This is a genomic window from Anaerotignum propionicum DSM 1682, from assembly GCF_001561955.1.
Taxonomy (GTDB): Bacteria; Bacillota; Clostridia; order Lachnospirales; family Anaerotignaceae; genus Chakrabartyella; species Chakrabartyella propionicum.
On sequence record NZ_CP014223.1, the window covers coordinates 2,158,123 to 2,178,513 of the forward strand.

The following is a 20,391-nucleotide window of genomic DNA, read 5'->3' on the forward strand; positions in this document are numbered from 1 at the left end:
GATAATGTCGCTTTTTTAACCCCATCAGCAAATAGAACTTTTCTTTCCTTCCCGCAATTCTTTTGCGGCTGTCAGGGTAGCTTGCGTTACCGTTGTACTTCCCATTAGACGAGCAACTTCCCCAATGGAAGTTTCCTCATCTAAAGTCTTTACTATAGTAAGGGTCTGATCATTCATTGTTTTCTTTTCGATGAGAAAATGCTTGTCCGCCATTGCCGCAATCTGCGGTAAGTGAGTAATACAAAGAATTTGCCTTTTCTCACCAATCAGGCTCATTTTCTTTCCCACCTTCGCTGCGGTTCTGCCACTGACTCCAGTATCAATTTCATCAAAAATAAAAGTCTCTATTTCATCTGCATCTACCAGAACAGCTTTTAATGCCAACATAACACGGCTCATTTCCCCACCGGAGGCAATCTTGGAAAGAGGCTTCAAATCCTCCCCTTTGTTTGGTGAGATTAAAAACTCTACCTTGTCCTTGCCCATGGCATTCCACTCATCCCGCGGGGTCACCTGTATGTAGAATCTGGCATTATTCATTTCCATATCTTTTAAAGATTCCTCAATTTGCTTAGCAACTCTTTCCGCAGCTGCTTCACGCAAAGCAGTTAATTGTCTGGCGGAAGCTTCTAAAAGATGCTGCTCCTTTTCTCTTGCCGTACTTAGTTGAATCACCCGCTCCTGACTGTTTGAAAAAAATTCAATCTCCTTGGAAATCTTATGATAAAATTCTAAAACCGCCTCTACACTTCCACCATACTTGCGCTTCATTTTATATATGGTTTGCAATCGCTCTTCCACCCGCTCTAATTCAGAGGGATCATCCTCTAAATTTTGGGCATATCGCTTTATTTCTCTGGAAATATCCTCAAGCCTTGCATAAACATCCTCAAGATCATTGTAATAACCTTCAATGGCTGTATCTAAGGCAGCACATTCTCTAAGCTTTCCAACAGCCATGCTGACATTGTCACAGGCAGAAGGCATGTCCTCCGAACCATCATACAAAAGATTTGTACTCTCTATTGTTAAACGTATCAGACGCTCCATATGAGTCAGACGTTTCTTTTTCTCTATCAAGTCCTCTTCCTCAGTAGGAGATAGAGCAGCATTTTCTATTTCTTCCTTTTGAAAGTTTAAAATATCCATACGCTGTTCTCTTTGTGCCTCATCGCCCATCAATTTTTCCAGCTGAGCATCAATTTCTTTTCTTTTATCATAGCTTTTTTTATAAGCCTCTAGCACCTTATCAAAATCCCCATTGCAAAACCGATCTAATAAACGAATATGCTTCGATGGATTTAGAAGGGATTGGTGTTCATGCTGTCCATAAATATCAATCAAATCCGTGGCAAGCTCCCGCAGCATACTGATTGTTACCATACTGCCATTGATACGGCACACAGATTTTCCCGTATCGCTTAATGTACGACTTATCAGCACAGTTCCGTCTTCCTCAGGTTCAATCCCATTTTCCAGAAGTTTGTTTTCAAAACCGGAATCCTTTATGGAAAAAAGAGCTTCTACCAAAGCCATTTTTTGATCTCTGCGCAAGAAATCCTTTCCCATTCTTCCGCCTAATGCAAATTGAAGGGAGTCAATCAGCATGGATTTACCCGCTCCCGTTTCTCCTGTTAAAATATTCAGCCCTTTTCCAAAAGAAACCTGACATTCTTCAATCAGCGCAACATTTTTAATATGCAGATTTTCCAGCATAGACATTCCCTCCTATCGGAATTTATGCACTATGAATGATACGGTACAGCTTTTCTATAATAACAGCCGCCTGATTATGAGTACGAACCACACAAAAAACTGTGTCATCTCCGGCAATTGTACCTAAAATTTCTGAATTTTGCATGTTATCTAGGGCAACGGCAACAGCCATCCCCATGCCCTCTAAGGTTTTAATGACAATCATATTTTGTGCATAGTCCATTTTGACTACTGCTTCCTTAAACACACGGGTCAATCTCTCTGTTATTTCAGTATCATTACCGGAAATAACCGCATATTTCTGTCTTCCCTTTTCTGTAGCAATTTTTGTAAGCTTCATCTCTCGAATATCTCTGGATACCGTTGCCTGTGTAACCATAAATCCTTCATCACACAGCCTTTGTGCCAATTCGTCCTGTGTTTCAATATCATAATTCTCGATTAACTCAAGAATTTTTGCATGTCTGGCAATTTTCATAGCCCGCGCCTCCTTTTTTTATGCCATTTTTATCTCGATAGTTTATGACGCAAAACATCGTAAAAGTTTTGCGGATTCGTTTTCATTATAGTTGTATAAACCCTTGCCCTGCGGATTTGAACTACCTTTTTACCAGTCAGACTCCAGCTCTCCTGTCCGTCAGCACTGATCGTAAAAGCTGTATCCTCTCTGGGATTCACCTCTACCGTTACAACATCATCAGCGGAGACCACAATGGAACGGCTAGTCAAGGTATGGGGTGCAATGGGCGTAATGGCAATGATTTGTGCATCTGCCTTTAAAACAGGCCCACCCGCAGATAAATTATATGCAGTAGATCCCGTAGGCGTACAAATAATAACTCCATCCGCCCGCAAAGTATCTACATATTCGTCGTTTACAAATACATTGAATTCCAAAATTTTGTAAAGCAGACCTCTTGAAATACAAATATCGTTTAATGCCGTAATACCGTCTATGCGTCCTTCGTCCGTTGAAATCGAAGTTTCCAGCATCATTCTTTTTTCTTTTTTGTAGTCTCCCATTAATACTTTATCAATGGCATACTCGGCTCTATTTTTTTCCTCTGCCGTCAAGAATCCCAGCGTGCCCAAATTAACCCCTAATATTGGTGTGTTAAATTGGCTGGCTCTTCTGCCCACGCCCAACAAGGTTCCATCTCCCCCAAGGGAAATGATAAAATCTGTATGTTCATATATTTCATGCTCTTTTCTTGCATACATATCCAAGCCAGCAAGCTCCGCAATTTTTTCCGGCAACTGGGGGATACATCCCTTATCTAATAAGTGCCTTGCCAAACGCTTGGTAACAGCCAAATCCTTATCTTTTTCAATATTGGGAATCAATCCGACTTTTATCATAGGCTACTCTATTTCCTATTGAAGTGCGTCATGAGATTTCCCCACGATGTCTTCTAAAAGGAAATAAACCTCCTCCCTTGTCATACCCTGCTGTTTTTTATCCAAATAGATTAAGTATTCGATATTACCCTCTGGTCCCTTAATTGGAGAAAAACTAAGACCCAAAATACCAATCCCTTGCTCAAATGCATAATCCGCTATTGCAACAATAACTTCTTTATGCACCGCAATATCCCTTACCACACCTTTTTTGCCAACCTTTTCTCTGCCTGCTTCAAATTGGGGCTTAATCAGACATACAAGCTGACCGTCCTCCTTCATAACTCCCAAAACCGCCGGCAACACCTTGGTTAAGGAAATAAAGGAAACATCGATAGAGGCAAAATCTGCCGCATCGGGCACTTGCTCTTGAGTGATGTAACGTACATTGGTTTTTTCTAAGCACACTACCCGTTCATCTGTCCGTAACTTCCACGCAAATTGCCCATATCCCACATCAATGGCATATACCTTAATAGCTCCGTTTTGTAACATACAATCCGTAAAACCGCCCGTTGATGCACCAATATCCAGACAAATTTTCCCTTCTAATGAAATACCAAAGGAATCTATGGCCTTTTCCAATTTATAGCCGCCACGACTCACATACTTCATTTGGGGACCTCTTACCTCAATGGACGCCGTAACGGAAACCTTTGTGCCTGCTTTATCCTCTTTCATTCCATCAACATATACATTTCCTGCCATAATATATGCCTTTGCCAACTCCCTCGAAGTGGCTAAGTTCTTTTCTACCAGTAAGACATCAAGTCTTTCCTTATCTGCCATAGCTTTCTCCTATTTTCCCCTTGATTTTTCTGTAAATGCCCTCAGCGTCTAAACCATAACGAGCAAACAACTGGCTTTGAGAACCCTGTTCAATAAATTTATCAGGAAACGCCAAATTGGTCACGGAAATCCGATAACCACCATCACTATAAAACTCTAAAACTTTTGAGCCAAAGCCACCTTTTCGAAGATTATCCTCCACCGTAAAAATTTCATTGCAGTCCTTCGTGATTTCAAGTAGCAGTTCCTCATCTAAGGGTGAGATAAACCGCATGTTCACCAGAGCTGGGGCATCCAGTCCGTCTTGAGTCAACCGTTCTGCCGCCTGCTTCACAGCTTGCAGCATATGTCCCTCTGCCAATATAGCAATTCCCTTGCCTTTTTGTATAACCTCTGCCTTCCCATAGCAAATGGGCTGTTTATGTTCCGCAAAATCTATTTCAGCTGTCCCTCTGGGATAGCGTATTGCAACAGGCCCCTCACATACATTCACAGCATACTCCAGCATTTCCTCCAGCTCCCAAGCATTTTTGGGGGATAGCACTGTCATATTGGGTATATGAGTCAAGTAGGATAGATCAAAAACACCTTGGTGGGTCTCTCCATCTGCGCCAACAATTCCAGCCCGATCAATAGCAAATACTACATGTAAATTTTCCATACAAACGTCATGAATTACTTGGTCGTACGCCCTTTGCAAAAAGGAAGAATATACTGCAAATACAGGAATAATACCCTGACTCGCCAAACCTGCTGCAAATGTTGTTCCATGCTGTTCGGCAATGGCAACGTCAAAAAAGCGGTCGGGAAAGGCAGCCTGAAAGGCTTCAAAACCTGTTCCACTGCACATTGCCGCTGTAATCCCAACTATTTTGGGATTTTTTTCGCCCAGCTCCACCATTTTCTTCCCGAAAACTGCAGACCAACTGGGATGCTCACTCTTGCTCAAACCATTTCCTGTTTTCATATCGAAGGGTCCAACGCCATGGAAGGGCCCAGGATTATTTTCTGCTGGCAAATAGCCTTTGCCTTTTGTTGTTTTAACATGAATCAAGATAGGCTCTTGTGCATCTTTAACATTGCGAAATATCTCAAGCATCTCTTCCAAATTGTGGCCATCTACCGGGCCAATATATTTAAAACCGAATTCTTCAAAGACTGCTCCCTCTAAAAAAAGCAGTTTTGCACTGTCTCGAACTTTTTCCAAAACCAAATAAGTCGCCTTACCAAGAACAGGGACCTGATCTCTAAACTGCTTAAAGTTTTCCTTCAGGGTGCGATATCGGTTGCTGGTGCGCAGACTATTTAAGTGTTTACTGATCGCACCTACGTTATTGTCAATGGACATCTGATTGTCATTCAAAATTACAATGAAATTTGTTTTATCCCGCCCTGCATTATTCAGCGCTTCATAGGCAAGACCGCCCGTCATGGAGCCATCCCCAATGACAGCTATCACGTTATTATTTTTTCCTTGCAAATCTCTTGCCTTCGCAATGCCCAGTGCTGCTGAAATAGATGTAGAGCTATGCCCTGCGGCAAAAGCATCTGCATCACTTTCCTTGGGTTTTGGGAAACCGCTAAGACCATCCAATTGGCGAAGGGTAGAAAAATCTTTTTTTCTCCCCGTTAATATTTTATGGATATAGGCTTGATGACCCACATCCCATACGATTTTATCCTCAGGAAGGTTAAAGATGTACTCTAGTGCTACGGTTAATTCCACCACCCCTAGATTTGAGGCCAAATGTCCACCGGTTTTGCAAACATTTTGCAGCAGAAAGCGCCTCATCTCTTTACAGAGAGGCTCCAATTCTTCTTCCTTCATTTTTTTAATATCTCCAGTGGCTTGGATTCTGTCTAATAATCCTCCCACAGCTTCACCTGCTCTCTACCATTTCTATATCCAAAAGCCTACCGCGATTCCAAGAAGTCCACCGACAAAAACTTCCAACGGTGTATGTCCCAATAGTTCCTTTAACTTCTCCATATCAGGCACTTCATGTTTAATCAACAGCATGTTGATAATCTCAGCCTGCTTTCCCGCCGCTCTTCGAATCCCTGCTGCATCATACATTACAACAAAGGAAAATATCAAAGCCATAGCAAATAGGGGAGAACCAAACCCATTATATTTCCCTATACTAAAAGCAAGAGCCATAACCAAAGCTGAATGAGAGCTTGGCATACCGCCTGTTCCCACAATGCGGGTAGCGTCAAAACGCTTATCAATAATTAATGTCAAAATAATTTTTGAACCTTGAGCAATGGCCCAAGATATGATTGCCGCCCATAACGGCACGTTATATGTGATTTCTCCGAATCCCATACTCCCATCTTCTTTCTTCCGTCATCCCAGATTCTTAATAGGTTCTTTTTGTTAAATATTCGGTTAAATCCTTTAAGAATATGCAGCCTTCTCCCAGCTCATTCCAAATTGAAATTGCTTCATCCGAAAGTTTACAAGCAATCTCTCTGGATTTTTCAATGCCATAAAGGGTAACATAGGTGGTTTTTTCATTTCTTTCATCACTATGAATGGGCTTACCCAATTCCTCCATGGTGCTTGTTACATCTAAAATATCATCTAAAATTTGAAAGGCTACACCAATTTTTTCACCGGCCAATGCAAAACTTTCTGCTACTGTATCTGTTGCACCACCCAGAATGGCACCGGCCTTTAAGGCCGCCCGAATCATAGCCGCTGTTTTATTTATATGAATAAATTCAAGAATATTTGCCTCCAAAGGCTTACCTTCGTAAAAAACATCTACCACTTGACCGATTAACATGCCATGAATACCTGCTCCATGGGCAATCGCCTGCATAGCTCCCGTAGTTTTTTTGGAAGGGTTATGATAGCAAGCATCCGCCATTATTTCCATAGCGTTATGCAGCAAGCCATCTCCTGCAAGAATTGCCATATCTTCACCAAAAACCTTGTGATTGGTCAGTCTGCCTCTGCGATAATCATCGTTATCCATGGCAGGTAAATCGTCATGAATTAAGGAATAGGTATGAATCATCTCCATTGCGCAAGCAAAGGGCAGCCCTTCTTCCTTTTCACCGCCAACAGCCTCACAGGCCGCCAAAAGCATCATGGGACGCAAACGTTTTCCACCAGCAAAAAGGCTGTATGCCATTGCTTCAAAAATAACGGGAGGAAATTGCTCTTGTTTCGGCATGAATACTTCCAGCTTTTCTTCAATATATGCAATCCATTGATTCATTTGTTTATTTAAATCATTCATATCTCCTGCTCCTCTGATTGAAAAGGTTCCTCTTGCCATAGACCTGCTTCCTTGCGTAACAGAAGAATTTCCCCTTCTGCCACAGCCAGTTTCTCTTTGCAAAATCCGGAAAGAGCCAAGCCCTCCTTATAGAAAGCAACAGCTTCGTCTAAAGAAACCTCTTCTTGCTCCAGCTTCTCCACGATTTCTTCCAGCCGTTCTATGGATTCTTCAAATGTCAGCTTTTTCTTCGCCAAGATCTATCACCGCCTTTTCCAATATCTTTGCTTTTAAATGTCCATCTTGAAGCCTTAAACGAATCACTTCATCAAGTTCAACCTGTTTTACAGAAACAAATGCTTTATTATGTTCATTCATCCCAATCATATAGCCCCGCTTCATCACCGAAAAGGGAGAAGATGCAACCAACCTTGTGTCAAGCGTTCCTATCTTTTCACTATAACGCAGGAGCTTTTGTTTTGTCGCCTTTGACATAGCCAACTCCATCTTATCTAATAGAAGTTGTGCATTGTAAACGCGCTCCAAGGGACGTTTTAACACTGGGCGCTCCTTTATATATAACAGCCTGCGCTTGGCATCCTCTATCATTGCCATACAGTTTCTTTCCAAACGCTTTTCAAGCTGTAAAACAAACTCTATTTTTTGCATCAAAGGCTGGGTAGCTAATTCAGCCGCCGCAGAGGGTGTGGGTGCTCTTAAATCAGAAACAAAGTCTGCAATGGTAAAATCCGTTTCGTGCCCCACGGCAGAAATCACAGGGATTTCAGAAGCAAAAATTGCCCTTGCCACCTTTTCCTCATTAAACGCCCATAAATCCTCAATGGAACCGCCGCCACGACCAAGAATAATCACATCGGCTTTTCCCCATTCATTGGCTAGCTTTAACGCCTGCACAATGTCCTCCGCCGCCCTTTCTCCTTGCACCAAAGCAGGAAAAACAGCAATCTTCACTCTAGGGTCTCGTCGTTTTGCAATTTGTATAATATCCCTCACTGCTGCCCCTGTAGGGGAAGTAATGACAGCAATAGTTTCCACATAGGGAGGAATTTCCCGTTTGAAATCCTCATCAAACAAACCTTCCTCTTCCAGCTTCCTCTTCAATTGCTCATACGCAATTTGCAAAGAGCCAATGCCTATGGGCTCCATCATTTCAGCGTAGAGCTGATATTGCCCTGTCTTTTCGTAAAGGGAAACATGACCATACAAAATGACACTCATGCCATTTTCCGGTTCAAAGGGTAAACTTAAGGCATCCTGACGGAACATAACACAAGAAATCGCCCCTACGGCATCCTTTAGGCTGAAATACAGGTGTCCACCTGAATGGGCTTTAAAATTTGAGATTTCTCCTTTTACCAAAAGACTGCTCAAAATAAAGTCGTTCTCCATTAGGTTTTTAATGTACCTATTTATTTGCCCCACAGAAAAAACCTTTGGTTCAATCATAAGCCCGCTCCTTCATTCCAGACAGCTCTTCTCTTAATATTGACAGATTTAAGAAGTTTTTATCCTTCATTTCCATTTATCTTTATTCCCGAATGATATTTCTTGGAAAATAATCATACTGAATTCCCATATAATTATCTCAGTTTCTTTTTTCGAGTATTAAAGGGGGATACTCAAGCTAACAAAAACAGTGTTTCATAGAAAAGAGAAAATGCAGGAAAAATACAATTTTCAGGCAAATTTCTTCTATCTTGTATACAAGTCTAAAAGTCTAGGATCCATTTTTCTCGAGTATTTCTGTTATTGTACCACCTTGCCCAAAATACCATTGATAAACCCTGGTGCTTCATCAGAGCTGAATTTTTTCGCCAATTCCACTGCTTCATTAATGGCAACGCCCACGGGGGTATCCTTGCTAAAACGAAGCTCATATACTGCCAATCGGAGAATTGCTAAGTCAACCTTAGACATTCTGTCTGTATTCCAGCCTTTGGCGCATTCTCCAATAATTTGGTCAATTTCTTCCATATGGGCTCTTGTACCCTCAACCTCGTTTACAATAAAGTCTTTATCTTCTTCTTCCACAGGTTCTTCCGCTTCCGCAAAGAAAATTTCTTTCACCTGTTCATATTCCTCCGCCTGATTGAAATCCATCTGGAACAAAAGGAAAAACGCATTTTTTCTGGCACTTCTACGGCTCATATTTTTAAATCCTCCACAAAAATAAAAAGGACAAATACCACCCCGAAATTTGGAGTGGTATCCCGACAACTCACTGTTTACAGTTCTTCTGCAGTCTTGACAGTTTTTTCTTTTACAATTCCCGAAACACTAATATTTACAACGGGAACATGAAGCCCTGTCATGGTTTCCACAGCATTTTTTATTTTCTTTTGCACTTCTTCTGCCACAACCTGAACCTTTGTGCCAAAGTTTACAATAATATCCATATCAAGAACAACTTCATTCTCATCTTTGGCAACCTTCAAACATCTTGTTTGCCCTTTTTTCCCAAAAAGCTCTGTTAAAGCATTATTCGGTGCATTTCCTGAAACGCCCTCAACTTCAAGGGCAGCAGTAACCGCAATAACGCCAATGACTTCATCGGCAATTTCTATTTGACCGCCCATCACTTTATTTTCAGACATTTTAACTACCTCCTGTCTTCTTTATACATGATTCTATGCATTCCTAGAAAATTCATACAAAATAAGCATTATCGGGTTTCATTATATCAGAAAAGGGTTTGGAATGCAATGAAATATACATCCTTTAATCATACTTAAATAAATAAAATTAAGCGGCCTCAATCCGAAACATAAATGCCCAACAGCAGTTTTGCAGCCGCTCTCTTGTCAAGTCCCCACAGAAAAAATCTAGTGGAATACCTGCAATTCTTTGCAGTTGCGGAACCGTTTTTTGGTATATTACATGTTTCTGTTTTAGCCGCTTAACGTCTCAATCATTTTGTTGCAAATGCCTCATTAAAAAACTTTTGCTCTTATATGTTGGCATTATCTTTTTTGACATGAATTTAGTAATGCCCCAAATAACAAATATGATGTACAAGAATGTATTGATATTGCATGTTTCAGTATATTTTACTTTTTCAAAGGATTAATTCTGATTTGGTCAGCCTTAAAACCTGTTTTCCGTTTTACAATATCTTCAATTTGCGCAACCTCCGAATCCGACAATGTTGCCTTATCTACAACGACATCAACGGTTTGGTCATCAATGCGCACATAAGCCTCAGTAAAGCCTTTTGCTTCAATCATTGCCTCAGCGGCAGTTTCCTTTTCTATTCTTTCCTGCAATTGCAGCATACTGTCGCCACACTTGTCTTTTTGGCTTTGGCTAACGTTTTCGTTATTCATCATCTCTGTCAAAATATCTTTTTGCTTTGCTCTTGCCTGCTCCCGATCTAACTTTGCCTCAGCAAAAAATTGCGAGCCTGCCAAGGTTGCATCTGCACTTACAAACACTGCCGCCCCATCTCCAGTGGTATTGGAAGCCTCTGCAGTAATGGGGTCTAAACCAATTTCATTTGCGGAAATATCATCGGGAAGGGTGTCATAATCTTTAATTGCCGCAGACGCATCCCCCTCTTCCGTGAGCTGTAACGCAGTTTTTGTTTGCTGGGAAGCCTTACTATCCTGAAAATTCAAATAACCTGCCGCTGCAATCATAACTGCCAGTGCTGTAACCACTACCTGATTTCTTTTAATGACAAACATTCTTTTTCCCCCTTATTTCATTTTTAATATAGCAATTTTATGAGCCGGTACATCCAATAATGCCTGAGCCGCACTGCTTAACGCTTTGCAGACAACGGCATTATCGCCGCCCTGAGCCACAATCACCACCCCTTCTACTTGTGGAGAGTTCTCCGTCAGCACCAAAGGTGATGTATTTCCCTTTCCATCCTCAGTCATAACAACAGTCGTTTCTTTACTTAAATTTTCGCTGGTTTTTCCGTTTTCCTGAGAACGAGATTCTTCCGTTTTTTCTTCATGAGCCACCACACTTTCAGTACTTACACGAAAAGTCAACATGACATCAACCTGTCCCGCACCCTGAATTTTCGAAAGAATTTCTGCCATACGAACTTCCATATCCTGTTCATTTGATTTATGTACTTGGGCTGTTTGCTTATCCGGTTTCACTTCCGCCATAGGTTTCTCCGTGGGGAAGAATGTTTTTCCCAAAATAATCAAAAGCACACCAATCAATAATGCCAAAATGATATTATTGCCTGTCTTTTTATTTTCCGGCCGGAATAAATCCCGCCAAAAGTCTTTCTGCATCTTATGTCACCCTTCTTTCGTCATTTTTCCACTGTTACTGCTTCCTCTGCCAATCCATACCTATTGGCGGCGTAGGTTTGTATTTTTTCTACATTTCCCTCGGCACAACCGATGGTAATGCTTTCTATGGTGCCATAGTTTTCATCTTTGAAGTCCTGACAAAAGGTAACATTTACCCAATCTATATCCTTATATTTTTTTGTCAGATCCTCTTTGACTCTATCCTCCAGCACTTGACCATACGCCGCTGATATCCGCTGTTGCTCAACTGATTCATATTCCTTGCTTGACAAGAAATTTTTTTCCAGTCGGGCTTGATTTTGAAGTAAACCAAGCTCCAAATGCCCTTGATCTGTACCAAAAATTCTTAAAAAAGGGCTGATTACAGCAGTTAATACCAATACACCAAGAACCAGTTCCACATACTTGCGAAAGGAGCCATCCGGCATCAGCATACAAGCCAGCGCAGAGAAAATGGTCAAAGCCGTTATAGTTTTTATATATGCGCCTAAGGCCTCCATCATTCCAATTCCCCCCTATAACCCGCCTAAAAGTAGTAAGGCGGAAAAAAGAAACATTCCCTCCGTAAGAAAAACCACTCCCAGCAACAAAGCGGTATAATCCCCCGCCGCACTAATGCAGTCCACCAGCCGTTCTTCACAAATAAATTCTGACGCCGCTGCCGTCACTTTAAACACCAATAGTATGACAGCAAGCTTGACCAACAGTGGAATACACAGCAATAACAAAAAAATGGCTGCACCCACCAATGTTCCGCTTTTTAATGTTTTCGCCACTGCCGCCGCTGTTTCTATGGCGCCACCCATAACATCGCCAACAACAGGCACAGAGCCCACAGCAATTTTGGCGGTTTTTGCCGCAAGGCCGTTTAGCGCACCACCACCCACCTTTTGTAAAGAAAGCAAAAGCATAAAAAGGACTGCTGCGCCTTTTAAAGTCCAAGAAATCCCTTGACGAAGCAACTGTGCAAAACGGGATAGGATTGGTTTCTCCGAAATATGGTCTGCCATTTCTAAAGCCACTGCCAAAAGAATTGCCGGCACAATAAAATCTCTTATTCCAAAAGATAGGGCTGTGGAGCCACCCATAATGGTAGGGCCCATTAAAGCTGTCTGTGTAAAATTTCCCCCAGAAACAGATAACACCAGAAAAATCGGAAGCATCCCTAAAAATACCTTGCAGGTACTGTCAACTCGATCTACTACCGATGCAGAAATGCTGTAAAACGAAGTAATGATTACTACAATCAAAACCATATAACATATGTAGAACCCCATTTCCCCCACGGACTTCCCATGAAAAGAACCACTGACTTGTTTTAAAACAGCACTCAATATGACAACCAATAACAATTGGGTTAGCAATCGCCCCTGGGTTTTAAATTCTCCAAATGCCAAATCCATAATGGTTCGAGGTAAGTCCTCAAAAGAGAAAGAGTAATCACCCGAGATAATATCCCGCACAAGGGAGGCGAAGCTTGTCCCGTCATCTAATCGGGCATCCACATTTTCCAGCCCCAAAGAGTCCAATTGATTTTCCAAAAGATCCTCTGCATACACAGGTGAAGGTAACAATGCAAGGAATAGTAAAAAAACGATAAAAATTCTTTTCATGTTCCTCCCCCTTTAAACCAAATTCATTACTAACTCTAATAAAGCCGTTAATACTGGCGCAGAAGCGGCCATAATCAATATTTTCCCCGCCAGCTCAACCTTAGCGGCCACAGCTCCTTCTCCGGCATCAGCGCAAAGCTGTGCACCAAATTGAGCCAAATAAGCAATTCCAATTACCTTAAGTACGATTCCGAAATATCCACTGCTGACGCCGGCTTTTTCTGCGGCATCTCTTAAAAGCCCAATGAGTCCGCTTAACGGTGTGCAAATCATAAAAAAAATCAAAATCCCGGTAACCACTGAAACCATAAGGCTGATTTGTGGATTTTCCTTTTTCAGCATCACCGCAAAAATCACCCCCACCAGTCCCAGTGCAATTATTCGCCCCATCTCCATGGCTTGACCCCCCTAAAGTTGAAACAGCGTCTGTACCGTTTCAAAAAGAGTGCTGATATACTGAATTACCCAAAACAGAACCACTACAAGCCCTGCCAAAGTGGTCATCATTGCCTGCTCTTCCCTGCCGGCACGAATTAAAACCTGATTCAATACGGCCACAAGAATACCCACTGCCGCAATACGAAATACAATATTGATTTCCATACCAAATCCTCCCCCATATGCTTACAGCAATGTGATGACCAATAATAAACCACTGAGCACGCCCATGCTGTAATAAAGTCGTCCATTTTTTTCTAAACGCTTTTTGATTCCTTCTTGTTTTTCCCGTAAATAATGCAAAAGCATATCCATACTGCCTTCACGCTGTTCCTTTTCTATAAAGCCAAGAGTTCGTCCAAAGGAAACCAGCTCTTCTAAATCCACAGCAGTCAAATAGGATTTTTTTCCTATCTTAAGCCATGCGCCTTCCCAAATTTCCTCTGCAGAATTCCCCCGCCGTTCTTCCATCTGTCGAGATATTTCCTGAAATGCCAGACCGGTGATTCCCTCTGTTTTCCAACTGATTTGCTCAAGGAGCTCCGTCAGCGGCGTGCCCAAATAGGATATTTGATTTTTCATCAGTAAGATTCCCCGTTCAATTTCCTCAAGATCTTTCAATCTGTATTTTTCTTTGGCTGCGAAGGCAAACCCACAAAGGGTTGTTGCCGCCAAAATTAAAATTGCGCCTATTCCTTGAATGAGCATGATTCCACCCTTCTTTCGTATCGTTTTTGCCCCAAGTTGTCCCATATCTCCTGCACAGTACCTATCCCCCATCTATTACTAAGAAACAGGATTCTTCCATTTTCCATCTCCTCCAGCATCTGTTTTATTTTTTAATTTTTTAACATGCCATTCATATCGCTTCCATGTACCGTGGATATTAACGTAACTCCGGCATGAAGCAATGCCTCAACTCCGATAAAATCCGCCTCCTTTCCAAGCTCATCCACTGCAATCACATCAGGTGTCATGCTCCTGAGTAAAAAAAGCATTCCCTCTCCTTTCGGACAATTTTCCTGCACATCCGTACAAGGTCCAATATCCATTTGAGGGACACCATCCTTCATTGCCGCAAGCTCGCCTCTCTCATCAACAACCCCCACGTTATATCCCTCTTTACAGCCTATTCCATAGCTGAGACAGCGTATGATATCCCGTAATAGGGTTGTTTTTCCGCACCCCGGAGGGGATACGATGAACGTGTGACACAGTCGGTTGTTTTCAAATAAATAAGGAATCCATTCCTCTGCGCAGCCTTTTACCTCTCCAGCAATTCGTATATTTAAACTGCTGACTTGCCGAAGGGTTTTTACCCTTCCTTCTTCCAGAACAGCCCTGCCGCAAAATCCTACACGGTGTCCGCCTAAAACGGTTAAATATCCTTGCTTTAGCTCCTCTTCAAAAGCATATAAAGAGTAACCTCCTAACTTTTCCACCGCTTCCTTAATATGCCTACTGGTGATGATCCAATCCCCATTTTCATCAGATAAGAAATATTTTTTCTTATTTGTTTTTACAAAAAGGGGTCTTAGGGCACGAAGACGTATCTCTTGTATCTGCTCATCCTGAAATGCTACCTCTGTTTTTAGCCTTTTTTCTACATCGGTAGGCAGTAATTTATAAATTTCTTCAAGCTTTTGCAATAAATCACCTTCTTTCCATGCAAATATTTCGTTTTTTTAACAAAATATCTTTTTTTCATTCATGCTTTGTGATATACTGATTATAAAATTTTTTTAGAGAGGTGCCAAAATGTTTTCGATTTTGCTAGGCTTTTTTGACGCACCCACCCGAGAATATTTAGTGGATTTCTGTGGAAAATGCGGTCATATCGAAGTTTCTTGTGCTAGTACAAAAGAAGAATGGTTCACTCTTTTTGAACAACATGAATATAATTGTTTCTTTTTCAGTTTTGAAGAAGACATCATGCCCGTGCGCAGTGTCATCTTCTCATTAAGAAACCATGAGCAACATCAACACACACCGATTCTGCTTTTTTCAAGCAAAATCGAATATCTTGTAACTGCTTTTGTACATTGGCGGTCATGCGAATGTTTTTTACTGCCTTTGGACAATAAAAAGAAAGAAGCATTAAATAGTTTGTTACAATACTATGTGGGCATGTACAAAAAAATGCACTCTGTTGAACGCAAGTTTTGTCAGATTAATACCCCTAAGGGACTTTATAATCTGCCTTACAGCGAAATTCTATATATTGAAAGCACCATGAAAAAATCAATCATTCATCTTAAGAATGATGCAATTCATGTTCCATGTCCCCTTTATCAAATTCAACGAACTCTTTCTGACAAAAATTTTGTGCAGACACATCGTTCATTTATTGTTAACCTAGAGAATATTTCCTATGTTGATAAGTCAAAGGAACCTTGGGGGATATTCTTTTTTAATTCAGACAAGGAGGCCTTTGTCAGCCGAAGTCATAAGAAAACGATTTTACCTTTTTTCCCGAGTATGGATGACGAGGCATCTTCAAACAATTTTGAATGAAACGGAGTGAAGGAAATGGATCCTTTTACCATCGTCGCTTTTGGTGACAGTCTTACTTATGGATACGGCGTTTTAGATCATATTGCTTACCCTGCGTGCCTTAAGAAAGATTTCCCCAAGTGGCGTATCATTAATAAGGGCATTAACGGGGATACCACCAGAGAAGCCTTAGAGCGCATTCACAGGGATGTGTTGTTATTTCATCCCCAAATTGTACTCATTTTTTTTGGTTCAAATGATTCCGCAATGTTGGAAGATTACTACCGCCCTTTAATAGAGTATGAAAAAAATCTGCGTTCCATTACAGAACTTGTACTTTCTTTGCAACATGAGAAAGAATTTAATAATGGAACCTCCCTGCCTATTTTCATTACACCACCTCCTGTGGTTGATACGGACTTTTTCCCATTTACTACCACAGACCGTGTAAAACTTTATGCAGAGTCCGTTCAAAAAATTGCCAAAGAATATAACTGTCCTGTAATTGACTTTTTTTCTGAGCTTTGGTCAAAAAAAAGAAGAAGCCTTTGAGGACTTCTTTCAATTTGACGGAATTCATCTGAGTAACGCAGGGTATGCCTTGCTCTATCCGATGATTCGTAACGTGATAGCAAATTATTATAAATAAAATTCAGTGACAACTTGTTCTTCAATTATAGATTACCTTTCATAAGGAACTTACTTTACCTCGCTGCATTGGCGAGGTTTTATTCTGAGCTTTCATATAAAAAATGCCCCCTTTGCAAAAATGTCTGCAGAAGGGGCGTACTTTTTTAATATCATCTAAAATTTATACTGTCCATTTAATTTCCATATGTCCACAAAGAACGTTAATCCTCTTCTGGTTCTACAAAAGAAATCCCAAAATATTCTGCCAAGGAACGAGAAAGCTCCCTTCCAAGATAGTGAACATTATCCTTAATCCACTGCGCGTCATCTATGTTATCATTATATCCCAATGCCACTACCACTGCCGGCGGCGTTGTCTGCATTAATTCCTTTTGTGTGGCAGAGGGTAAAACCTTCACCTTCTTGGGAACGGGATAAAGGCTTTTTATATTTTTCACAACGGCTTGAGCCAGCTCATTTCCATAAGGATTTTTGGAATAGTAAAGCACCTTTGCTCCTTGCAGTTTACCCGTTAAGAAAGGAGGCGCTGTGGTTGTATGGATGGAAAAAAACACATCATAGTCACCTGTATTTACATCTACAATCACTTGAGATAACGGCATCTCCGGCTCGTTTCTTGTAAATTCTATTCCTGAAGCAAACAGGTATGGCTCCATGGCATCCGCAATTAGGTTTACATATTCCTCTTCACTGCCGCCATTTATAAAAAGATTATAGTTTTGCAAGGATGGGCTAAGATATACTCTCGGCATAAAATCTCCCCCCACGTTTTTCTATTAGCTTATGAAAAAAGGGGAATTTTGAAAATTGTCCTATTTCTTAGGAAAGGAGACTCTTTTCATACACCTTGAAAATATCTTCTTTTACAGCAGGATATGGGAAGGTTGCAATTTTCTGGGGACTTTCCATGGCTCGCTCTGTGTAGTAAGCCACTTCTTCAACGGTAAATGTTTCTGAAGTATGCAAAACATCCTTCAAAAATGCACCCATATCCTCAATACTGTTCATGTCCAAGCAATGCAGAAGCTGCCCCACCTTTTTATCTACCTTGGGGAACATTTCTAAATAAGCCTGTGTCACGATACCATTTGCTCTCCCGTGGGGAATGCCCTTTTCATAAGTCAAAAAATAACCAAGACAATGGGGAATGGAGGTACTGGTCTGGGCGATGGCAACCCCTGCCAAAGCGGATGCCAGCATGAGCTTATCTCTCACTTCAGAGGTATATACCCTCTCCTTAAGCGCAGGTATGCAATCTTTAAATAAAGATAGTCCCAGCTCAACGATTTTTTCACTAAAAAAGTTGGCATTCACAGATAAGTAGCTTTCAATCAGATGGGTTAACGCATCCACAGCAGTGTTATTTGTAATTTCTGCAGAAAGCTCATCCATATATTTCGGATCTAAGAAAGAAGCCTTGGCAAAGACCTTTTGTATGATGGCCCGCTTTGTACGTTTCTCATGAAGGGTCATTATGGAATATTGGGTTACTTCTGAGCCTGTTCCTGCTGTTGTTGGAATTTCCGCCACAGTCAAAGCCTTTGCATCTGGCTGAGTAAATAAAATTTCACTGTCAGCTTGGGGGTTTGCTGCCAAAACAGCAATCGCCTTTGCCGCATCCATAGGAGAACCTCCCCCAATCCCAATCAGAAAGTCAACCTTCTCCTGATGAGCCATCTTTGCTGCTTTTACCACGGTTTCCACATCGGGGTTTTCACCGATTTCATCAAATAACACCCAAGGAATCTTGCATGCATCCAACGCATCCGTAACATCCTTTTGCGCACCATTTTTCTTGGCAGAGCTGCGTCCTGTAATCAGCATTGCTTTAGTGCCCAATGTCAAAAAAGATTCTTTATTTTCAAGGATACATCCGCGGCCAAAAAAAGTTTCCGCAGGCATAAAAAATTTAAATTGATCCATATTTTTTCCTCCTTTTTATGTTAGAAATTAAAATCATACCAAACCCAATCTGTATTTATAACAGAAACTGGATCTTCAGAAGCATCCTCTGCTAACTCACATATAATTTCAAACTCGTGGTATCTTTCTCCTTCAATAGTAGCGACACCGGAAATTAAAAATTTTCTGCCTTCCCCTTCCACAAATTCAGCTTCCAAGAGAAGGTCATCCTCTTCCAAATAAAGTTTGTTTAGTTCTTGTTTTTTTTGTTCTTCCGTAAAATGAAGCTTCATGTTTTGCCTCCTTAAGCTTTTGTATGCCATTTTCATCTCATTTTATCACCTGACAATTATAGTTACAAGATAATTCATGATTCAATCATAAAAGAACTTTAATTTATAATTCAATTCTCCCTGTAAAGTATTCAATAAGCCATTTTCCCCGTTTAGCTAAACCATGGTGAATGACTATTCCAAACATTTCAAACCATTATGGACTAAAATGTGCACGGATAAAACCAGTATGACCACACTTAAAAATATTCTAGCATAACCTTCTATCATTCCCGAAAGACTACATATTTTTCATGCTATTTTTACAAAAATAGATAATCCAAAGCTCAAATTTCCTTCTTCCCTTCATATGAAAAATGGTGTATACTTGGTTCAGACAGGAGGAACTTTCATGAATTATATCGTTTTGGATTTAGAGTTCAATCAATCCTTTCCTTTCAAAACAGGTGAGGCAGTTGCTCCGGTGCCTGAATGTCCCTTTGAAATCATTCAAATCGGCGCTGTAAAATTAAATGATTCTTTTCAGCAAATAGATACTTTTAATGCATTGATTCAGCCTAAAATCTATCCGAGATTACATCCTTTTGTTGAAAAAATAACCGGAATCACCGAAGAAAAGTTAAAAGCCCAACCGGACTTTACCGAAGCCTTTCAGCACTTTGCCTCTTTTATCTCAGATAAGGATGCAATCCTTTGCACTTGGGGCACGGATGATATTAAATCCCTATTTCGGAATATTTTATACTATAAACTGGATACCAACAGCATACCCAATAAATATCTGAATGTACAAAAATTCGCTTCTGCATTTTTGAATTATGAAGCCGGACAAGCAATCGGACTGAAAAACGCAGTGACAGAGCTGAAAATCACCGTTGACTCACCCTTTCACGATGCTTTATTTGATGCAATATATACAGCGAAAGTTTTTAAAGTTGTGCGACCCAAAGAGCTGTCTCCCGCAACCTTTAAACCTGCAGCTCTGATGATTTCAGTGCCCAAGGCACCCCGAACAAACATGGCGGCTTTGCTACGTCATATTGCTGATTTAACGGAAAAGGAATTAACAACGGAAGAAAAAAAACTGATTAAAATTGCATATTTTCTAGGCCGTGCCCATACATTTGACAGCCAAAATTCAGAAAAAAAGAAGAAAAAACGTACAACTGAGAACGTTGAAAACTAGTTTAAGTAAAAAATGGGATGGGAAAGAAAATTTATGAAGTACAACTTGTAACCTTAGCATTTATCTATATTATAAAATACAATCTGCATCAATGGCATTTAAAAATGTCATCGGTGCTTTTTTCATTCGATTATTAATAGTGGGTATAAAAAATTTCTATGCCAAATTTGAATTTATTTATTCCGCTTTTTTTGCATAAACTTTCATATTATTTTATTTTTTGCGAAAATAAAAACAGCAGCAAAATAGAAAAACATGCCTTTTTACGAACCAAAATGCCTGTAATTTTGAAATAAAAATTTACTAATGATTAATAATTCTAAAAAATAGCATAATAATTCATTATGCGCTCCATTGACATTCCTCATTAACGCTATTAAAATTTCT

25 protein-coding genes are annotated in these 20,391 nt (G+C 40.6%); 3 read left to right on the forward strand and 22 right to left on the reverse strand.

What is annotated here, in order from left to right:
- Positions 1–24: 24 nt before the first annotated feature.
- From recN to spoIIIAA, 19 genes are all read right to left on the reverse strand, one after another.
- Complete coding sequence (gene recN, locus CPRO_RS10015; RefSeq protein WP_066051196.1) at positions 25–1,716, reverse strand: DNA repair protein RecN; 1,692 nt, start codon at positions 1,714–1,716, stop codon at positions 25–27.
- Between the two features lie 22 nt (positions 1,717–1,738).
- Positions 1,739–2,194: an arginine repressor gene (locus tag CPRO_RS10020; RefSeq protein WP_066051199.1), complete on the reverse strand. Its 456-nt coding sequence runs from the start codon at positions 2,192–2,194 to the stop codon at positions 1,739–1,741.
- 29 nt (positions 2,195–2,223) lie between these two features.
- Positions 2,224–3,075, reverse strand: coding sequence for an NAD(+)/NADH kinase (locus CPRO_RS10025; RefSeq protein WP_066051202.1), 852 nt, complete (start codon positions 3,073–3,075; stop codon positions 2,224–2,226).
- Positions 3,076–3,090: 15 nt separating this feature from the next.
- On the reverse strand, positions 3,091–3,903 hold the full coding sequence (locus CPRO_RS10030; RefSeq protein WP_066051205.1) for a TlyA family RNA methyltransferase: 813 nt from the start codon (positions 3,901–3,903) through the stop codon (positions 3,091–3,093).
- Positions 3,893–5,779, reverse strand: a complete 1,887-nt coding sequence (dxs, locus tag CPRO_RS10035; RefSeq protein WP_257721867.1) for a 1-deoxy-D-xylulose-5-phosphate synthase — start codon at positions 5,777–5,779, stop codon at positions 3,893–3,895. The genes CPRO_RS10030 and dxs overlap by 11 nt, the downstream gene beginning before the upstream one ends.
- A gap of 24 nt (positions 5,780–5,803) precedes the next feature.
- Positions 5,804–6,232: a divergent PAP2 family protein gene (locus CPRO_RS10040; RefSeq protein WP_066051208.1), complete on the reverse strand. Its 429-nt coding sequence runs from the start codon at positions 6,230–6,232 to the stop codon at positions 5,804–5,806.
- A gap of 34 nt (positions 6,233–6,266) precedes the next feature.
- Positions 6,267–7,154, reverse strand: coding sequence for a polyprenyl synthetase family protein (locus CPRO_RS10045; RefSeq protein WP_066051211.1), 888 nt, complete (start codon positions 7,152–7,154; stop codon positions 6,267–6,269).
- On the reverse strand, positions 7,151–7,390 hold the full coding sequence (gene xseB, locus CPRO_RS10050; RefSeq protein WP_082754318.1) for an exodeoxyribonuclease VII small subunit: 240 nt from the start codon (positions 7,388–7,390) through the stop codon (positions 7,151–7,153). Before xseB ends, CPRO_RS10045 begins: the two co-directional genes overlap by 4 nt.
- The gene (gene xseA / locus CPRO_RS10055; RefSeq protein WP_066051216.1) at positions 7,365–8,600 is read right to left on the reverse strand and encodes an exodeoxyribonuclease VII large subunit; all 1,236 of its coding nucleotides are present in this window, start codon (positions 8,598–8,600) and stop codon (positions 7,365–7,367) included. Before xseA ends, xseB begins: the two co-directional genes overlap by 26 nt.
- Positions 8,601–8,900: 300 nt before the next feature.
- On the reverse strand, positions 8,901–9,302 hold the full coding sequence (gene nusB, locus CPRO_RS10060) for a transcription antitermination factor NusB (protein WP_066051219.1): 402 nt from the start codon (positions 9,300–9,302) through the stop codon (positions 8,901–8,903).
- A 77-nt stretch (positions 9,303–9,379) separates the two neighbouring features.
- Entirely contained in the window at positions 9,380–9,748 is a 369-nt protein-coding gene (locus tag CPRO_RS10065; RefSeq protein WP_066051222.1) for an Asp23/Gls24 family envelope stress response protein, read from the reverse strand.
- Positions 9,749–10,201: 453 nt separating this feature from the next.
- Positions 10,202–10,837, reverse strand: coding sequence for a SpoIIIAH-like family protein (locus tag CPRO_RS10070; RefSeq protein WP_066051224.1), 636 nt, complete (start codon positions 10,835–10,837; stop codon positions 10,202–10,204).
- 12 nt (positions 10,838–10,849) lie between these two features.
- Positions 10,850–11,407 (reverse strand): hypothetical protein, encoded by a 558-nt coding sequence (locus CPRO_RS10075; protein ID WP_066051226.1) that lies wholly within the window; start codon positions 11,405–11,407, stop codon positions 10,850–10,852.
- A gap of 20 nt (positions 11,408–11,427) precedes the next feature.
- Positions 11,428–11,931 (reverse strand): stage III sporulation protein AF, encoded by a 504-nt coding sequence (locus CPRO_RS10080; protein WP_066051229.1) that lies wholly within the window; start codon positions 11,929–11,931, stop codon positions 11,428–11,430.
- Positions 11,932–11,943: 12 nt separating this feature from the next.
- Entirely contained in the window at positions 11,944–13,041 is a 1,098-nt protein-coding gene (locus CPRO_RS10085; protein WP_066051232.1) for a stage III sporulation protein AE, read from the reverse strand.
- Between the two features lie 12 nt (positions 13,042–13,053).
- The gene (gene spoIIIAD / locus CPRO_RS10090; RefSeq protein ID WP_066051236.1) at positions 13,054–13,437 is read right to left on the reverse strand and encodes a stage III sporulation protein AD; all 384 of its coding nucleotides are present in this window, start codon (positions 13,435–13,437) and stop codon (positions 13,054–13,056) included.
- 12 nt (positions 13,438–13,449) lie between these two features.
- Positions 13,450–13,644, reverse strand: coding sequence for a stage III sporulation protein AC (gene spoIIIAC / locus CPRO_RS10095; protein WP_066051238.1), 195 nt, complete (start codon positions 13,642–13,644; stop codon positions 13,450–13,452).
- Positions 13,645–13,665: 21 nt separating this feature from the next.
- Positions 13,666–14,232 carry a stage III sporulation protein AB gene (locus CPRO_RS10100; RefSeq protein ID WP_162264908.1) on the reverse strand — a complete coding sequence of 189 codons (567 nt, stop codon included), beginning with the start codon at positions 14,230–14,232 and terminating at the stop codon, positions 13,666–13,668.
- An 86-nt stretch (positions 14,233–14,318) separates the two neighbouring features.
- Entirely contained in the window at positions 14,319–15,128 is an 810-nt protein-coding gene (gene spoIIIAA, locus CPRO_RS10105; protein ID WP_157881666.1) for a stage III sporulation protein AA, read from the reverse strand.
- Between the two features lie 109 nt (positions 15,129–15,237).
- Between spoIIIAA and CPRO_RS10110 the strand changes: the two genes are divergently transcribed.
- Together CPRO_RS10110 and CPRO_RS10115 are read left to right on the forward strand one after the other, a co-directional pair.
- The gene (locus CPRO_RS10110; RefSeq protein ID WP_066051245.1) at positions 15,238–15,993 is read left to right on the forward strand and encodes a LytR/AlgR family response regulator transcription factor; all 756 of its coding nucleotides are present in this window, start codon (positions 15,238–15,240) and stop codon (positions 15,991–15,993) included.
- A gap of 15 nt (positions 15,994–16,008) precedes the next feature.
- Complete coding sequence (locus tag CPRO_RS10115) at positions 16,009–16,524, forward strand: SGNH/GDSL hydrolase family protein (protein WP_066051248.1); 516 nt, start codon at positions 16,009–16,011, stop codon at positions 16,522–16,524.
- A gap of 299 nt (positions 16,525–16,823) precedes the next feature.
- On the opposite strand, the gene CPRO_RS10120 is transcribed toward CPRO_RS10115, so the two are convergent.
- From CPRO_RS10120 to CPRO_RS10130, 3 genes are all read right to left on the reverse strand, one after another.
- Positions 16,824–17,375 (reverse strand): N-acetylmuramoyl-L-alanine amidase family protein, encoded by a 552-nt coding sequence (locus CPRO_RS10120; protein ID WP_066051251.1) that lies wholly within the window; start codon positions 17,373–17,375, stop codon positions 16,824–16,826.
- 67 nt (positions 17,376–17,442) lie between these two features.
- The gene (locus tag CPRO_RS10125; RefSeq protein WP_066051253.1) at positions 17,443–18,546 is read right to left on the reverse strand and encodes an iron-containing alcohol dehydrogenase family protein; all 1,104 of its coding nucleotides are present in this window, start codon (positions 18,544–18,546) and stop codon (positions 17,443–17,445) included.
- A 20-nt stretch (positions 18,547–18,566) separates the two neighbouring features.
- The gene (locus tag CPRO_RS10130) at positions 18,567–18,818 is read right to left on the reverse strand and encodes a hypothetical protein (RefSeq protein ID WP_066051256.1); all 252 of its coding nucleotides are present in this window, start codon (positions 18,816–18,818) and stop codon (positions 18,567–18,569) included.
- A 391-nt stretch (positions 18,819–19,209) separates the two neighbouring features.
- On the opposite strand from CPRO_RS10130, the gene CPRO_RS10135 reads away from it, so the two are divergent.
- On the forward strand, positions 19,210–20,004 hold the full coding sequence (locus CPRO_RS10135) for a 3'-5' exonuclease (RefSeq protein WP_066051257.1): 795 nt from the start codon (positions 19,210–19,212) through the stop codon (positions 20,002–20,004).
- Positions 20,005–20,391: the final 387 nt, after the last annotated feature.

Excerpts from the sequence above, each read along its gene's own strand:
- CPRO_RS10075 (WP_066051226.1), bottom strand. The coding sequence starts at position 11,407 with ATGCAGAAAGACTTTTGGCGGGATTTATTCCGGCCGGAAAATAAAAAG.
- CPRO_RS10040 (WP_066051208.1), bottom strand. The coding sequence starts at position 6,232 with ATGGGATTCGGAGAAATCACATATAACGTGCCGTTATGGGCGGCAATC.
- nusB (WP_066051219.1), bottom strand. The coding sequence starts at position 9,302 with ATGAGCCGTAGAAGTGCCAGAAAAAATGCGTTTTTCCTTTTGTTCCAG.
- CPRO_RS10135 (WP_066051257.1), top strand. The coding sequence starts at position 19,210 with ATGAATTATATCGTTTTGGATTTAGAGTTCAATCAATCCTTTCCTTTC.
- spoIIIAD (WP_066051236.1), bottom strand. The coding sequence starts at position 13,437 with ATGGAGATGGGGCGAATAATTGCACTGGGACTGGTGGGGGTGATTTTT.
- recN (WP_066051196.1), bottom strand. The coding sequence starts at position 1,716 with ATGCTGGAAAATCTGCATATTAAAAATGTTGCGCTGATTGAAGAATGT.
- CPRO_RS10085 (WP_066051232.1), bottom strand. The coding sequence starts at position 13,041 with ATGAAAAGAATTTTTATCGTTTTTTTACTATTCCTTGCATTGTTACCT.
- spoIIIAC (WP_066051238.1), bottom strand. The coding sequence starts at position 13,644 with ATGGAAATCAATATTGTATTTCGTATTGCGGCAGTGGGTATTCTTGTG.
- CPRO_RS10070 (WP_066051224.1), bottom strand. The coding sequence starts at position 10,837 with ATGTTTGTCATTAAAAGAAATCAGGTAGTGGTTACAGCACTGGCAGTT.
- CPRO_RS10080 (WP_066051229.1), bottom strand. The coding sequence starts at position 11,931 with ATGATGGAGGCCTTAGGCGCATATATAAAAACTATAACGGCTTTGACC.
- CPRO_RS10025 (WP_066051202.1), bottom strand. The coding sequence starts at position 3,075 with ATGATAAAAGTCGGATTGATTCCCAATATTGAAAAAGATAAGGATTTG.
- CPRO_RS10110 (WP_066051245.1), top strand. The coding sequence starts at position 15,238 with ATGTTTTCGATTTTGCTAGGCTTTTTTGACGCACCCACCCGAGAATAT.
- xseA (WP_066051216.1), bottom strand. The coding sequence starts at position 8,600 with ATGATTGAACCAAAGGTTTTTTCTGTGGGGCAAATAAATAGGTACATT.
- CPRO_RS10130 (WP_066051256.1), bottom strand. The coding sequence starts at position 18,818 with ATGAAGCTTCATTTTACGGAAGAACAAAAAAAACAAGAACTAAACAAA.
- CPRO_RS10125 (WP_066051253.1), bottom strand. The coding sequence starts at position 18,546 with ATGGATCAATTTAAATTTTTTATGCCTGCGGAAACTTTTTTTGGCCGC.
- CPRO_RS10120 (WP_066051251.1), bottom strand. The coding sequence starts at position 17,375 with ATGCCGAGAGTATATCTTAGCCCATCCTTGCAAAACTATAATCTTTTT.
- CPRO_RS10065 (WP_066051222.1), bottom strand. The coding sequence starts at position 9,748 with ATGTCTGAAAATAAAGTGATGGGCGGTCAAATAGAAATTGCCGATGAA.
- CPRO_RS10100 (WP_162264908.1), bottom strand. The coding sequence starts at position 14,232 with ATGGGACAACTTGGGGCAAAAACGATACGAAAGAAGGGTGGAATCATG.
- CPRO_RS10020 (WP_066051199.1), bottom strand. The coding sequence starts at position 2,194 with ATGAAAATTGCCAGACATGCAAAAATTCTTGAGTTAATCGAGAATTAT.
- CPRO_RS10115 (WP_066051248.1), top strand. The coding sequence starts at position 16,009 with ATGGATCCTTTTACCATCGTCGCTTTTGGTGACAGTCTTACTTATGGA.
- CPRO_RS10045 (WP_066051211.1), bottom strand. The coding sequence starts at position 7,154 with ATGAATGATTTAAATAAACAAATGAATCAATGGATTGCATATATTGAA.
- CPRO_RS10030 (WP_066051205.1), bottom strand. The coding sequence starts at position 3,903 with ATGGCAGATAAGGAAAGACTTGATGTCTTACTGGTAGAAAAGAACTTA.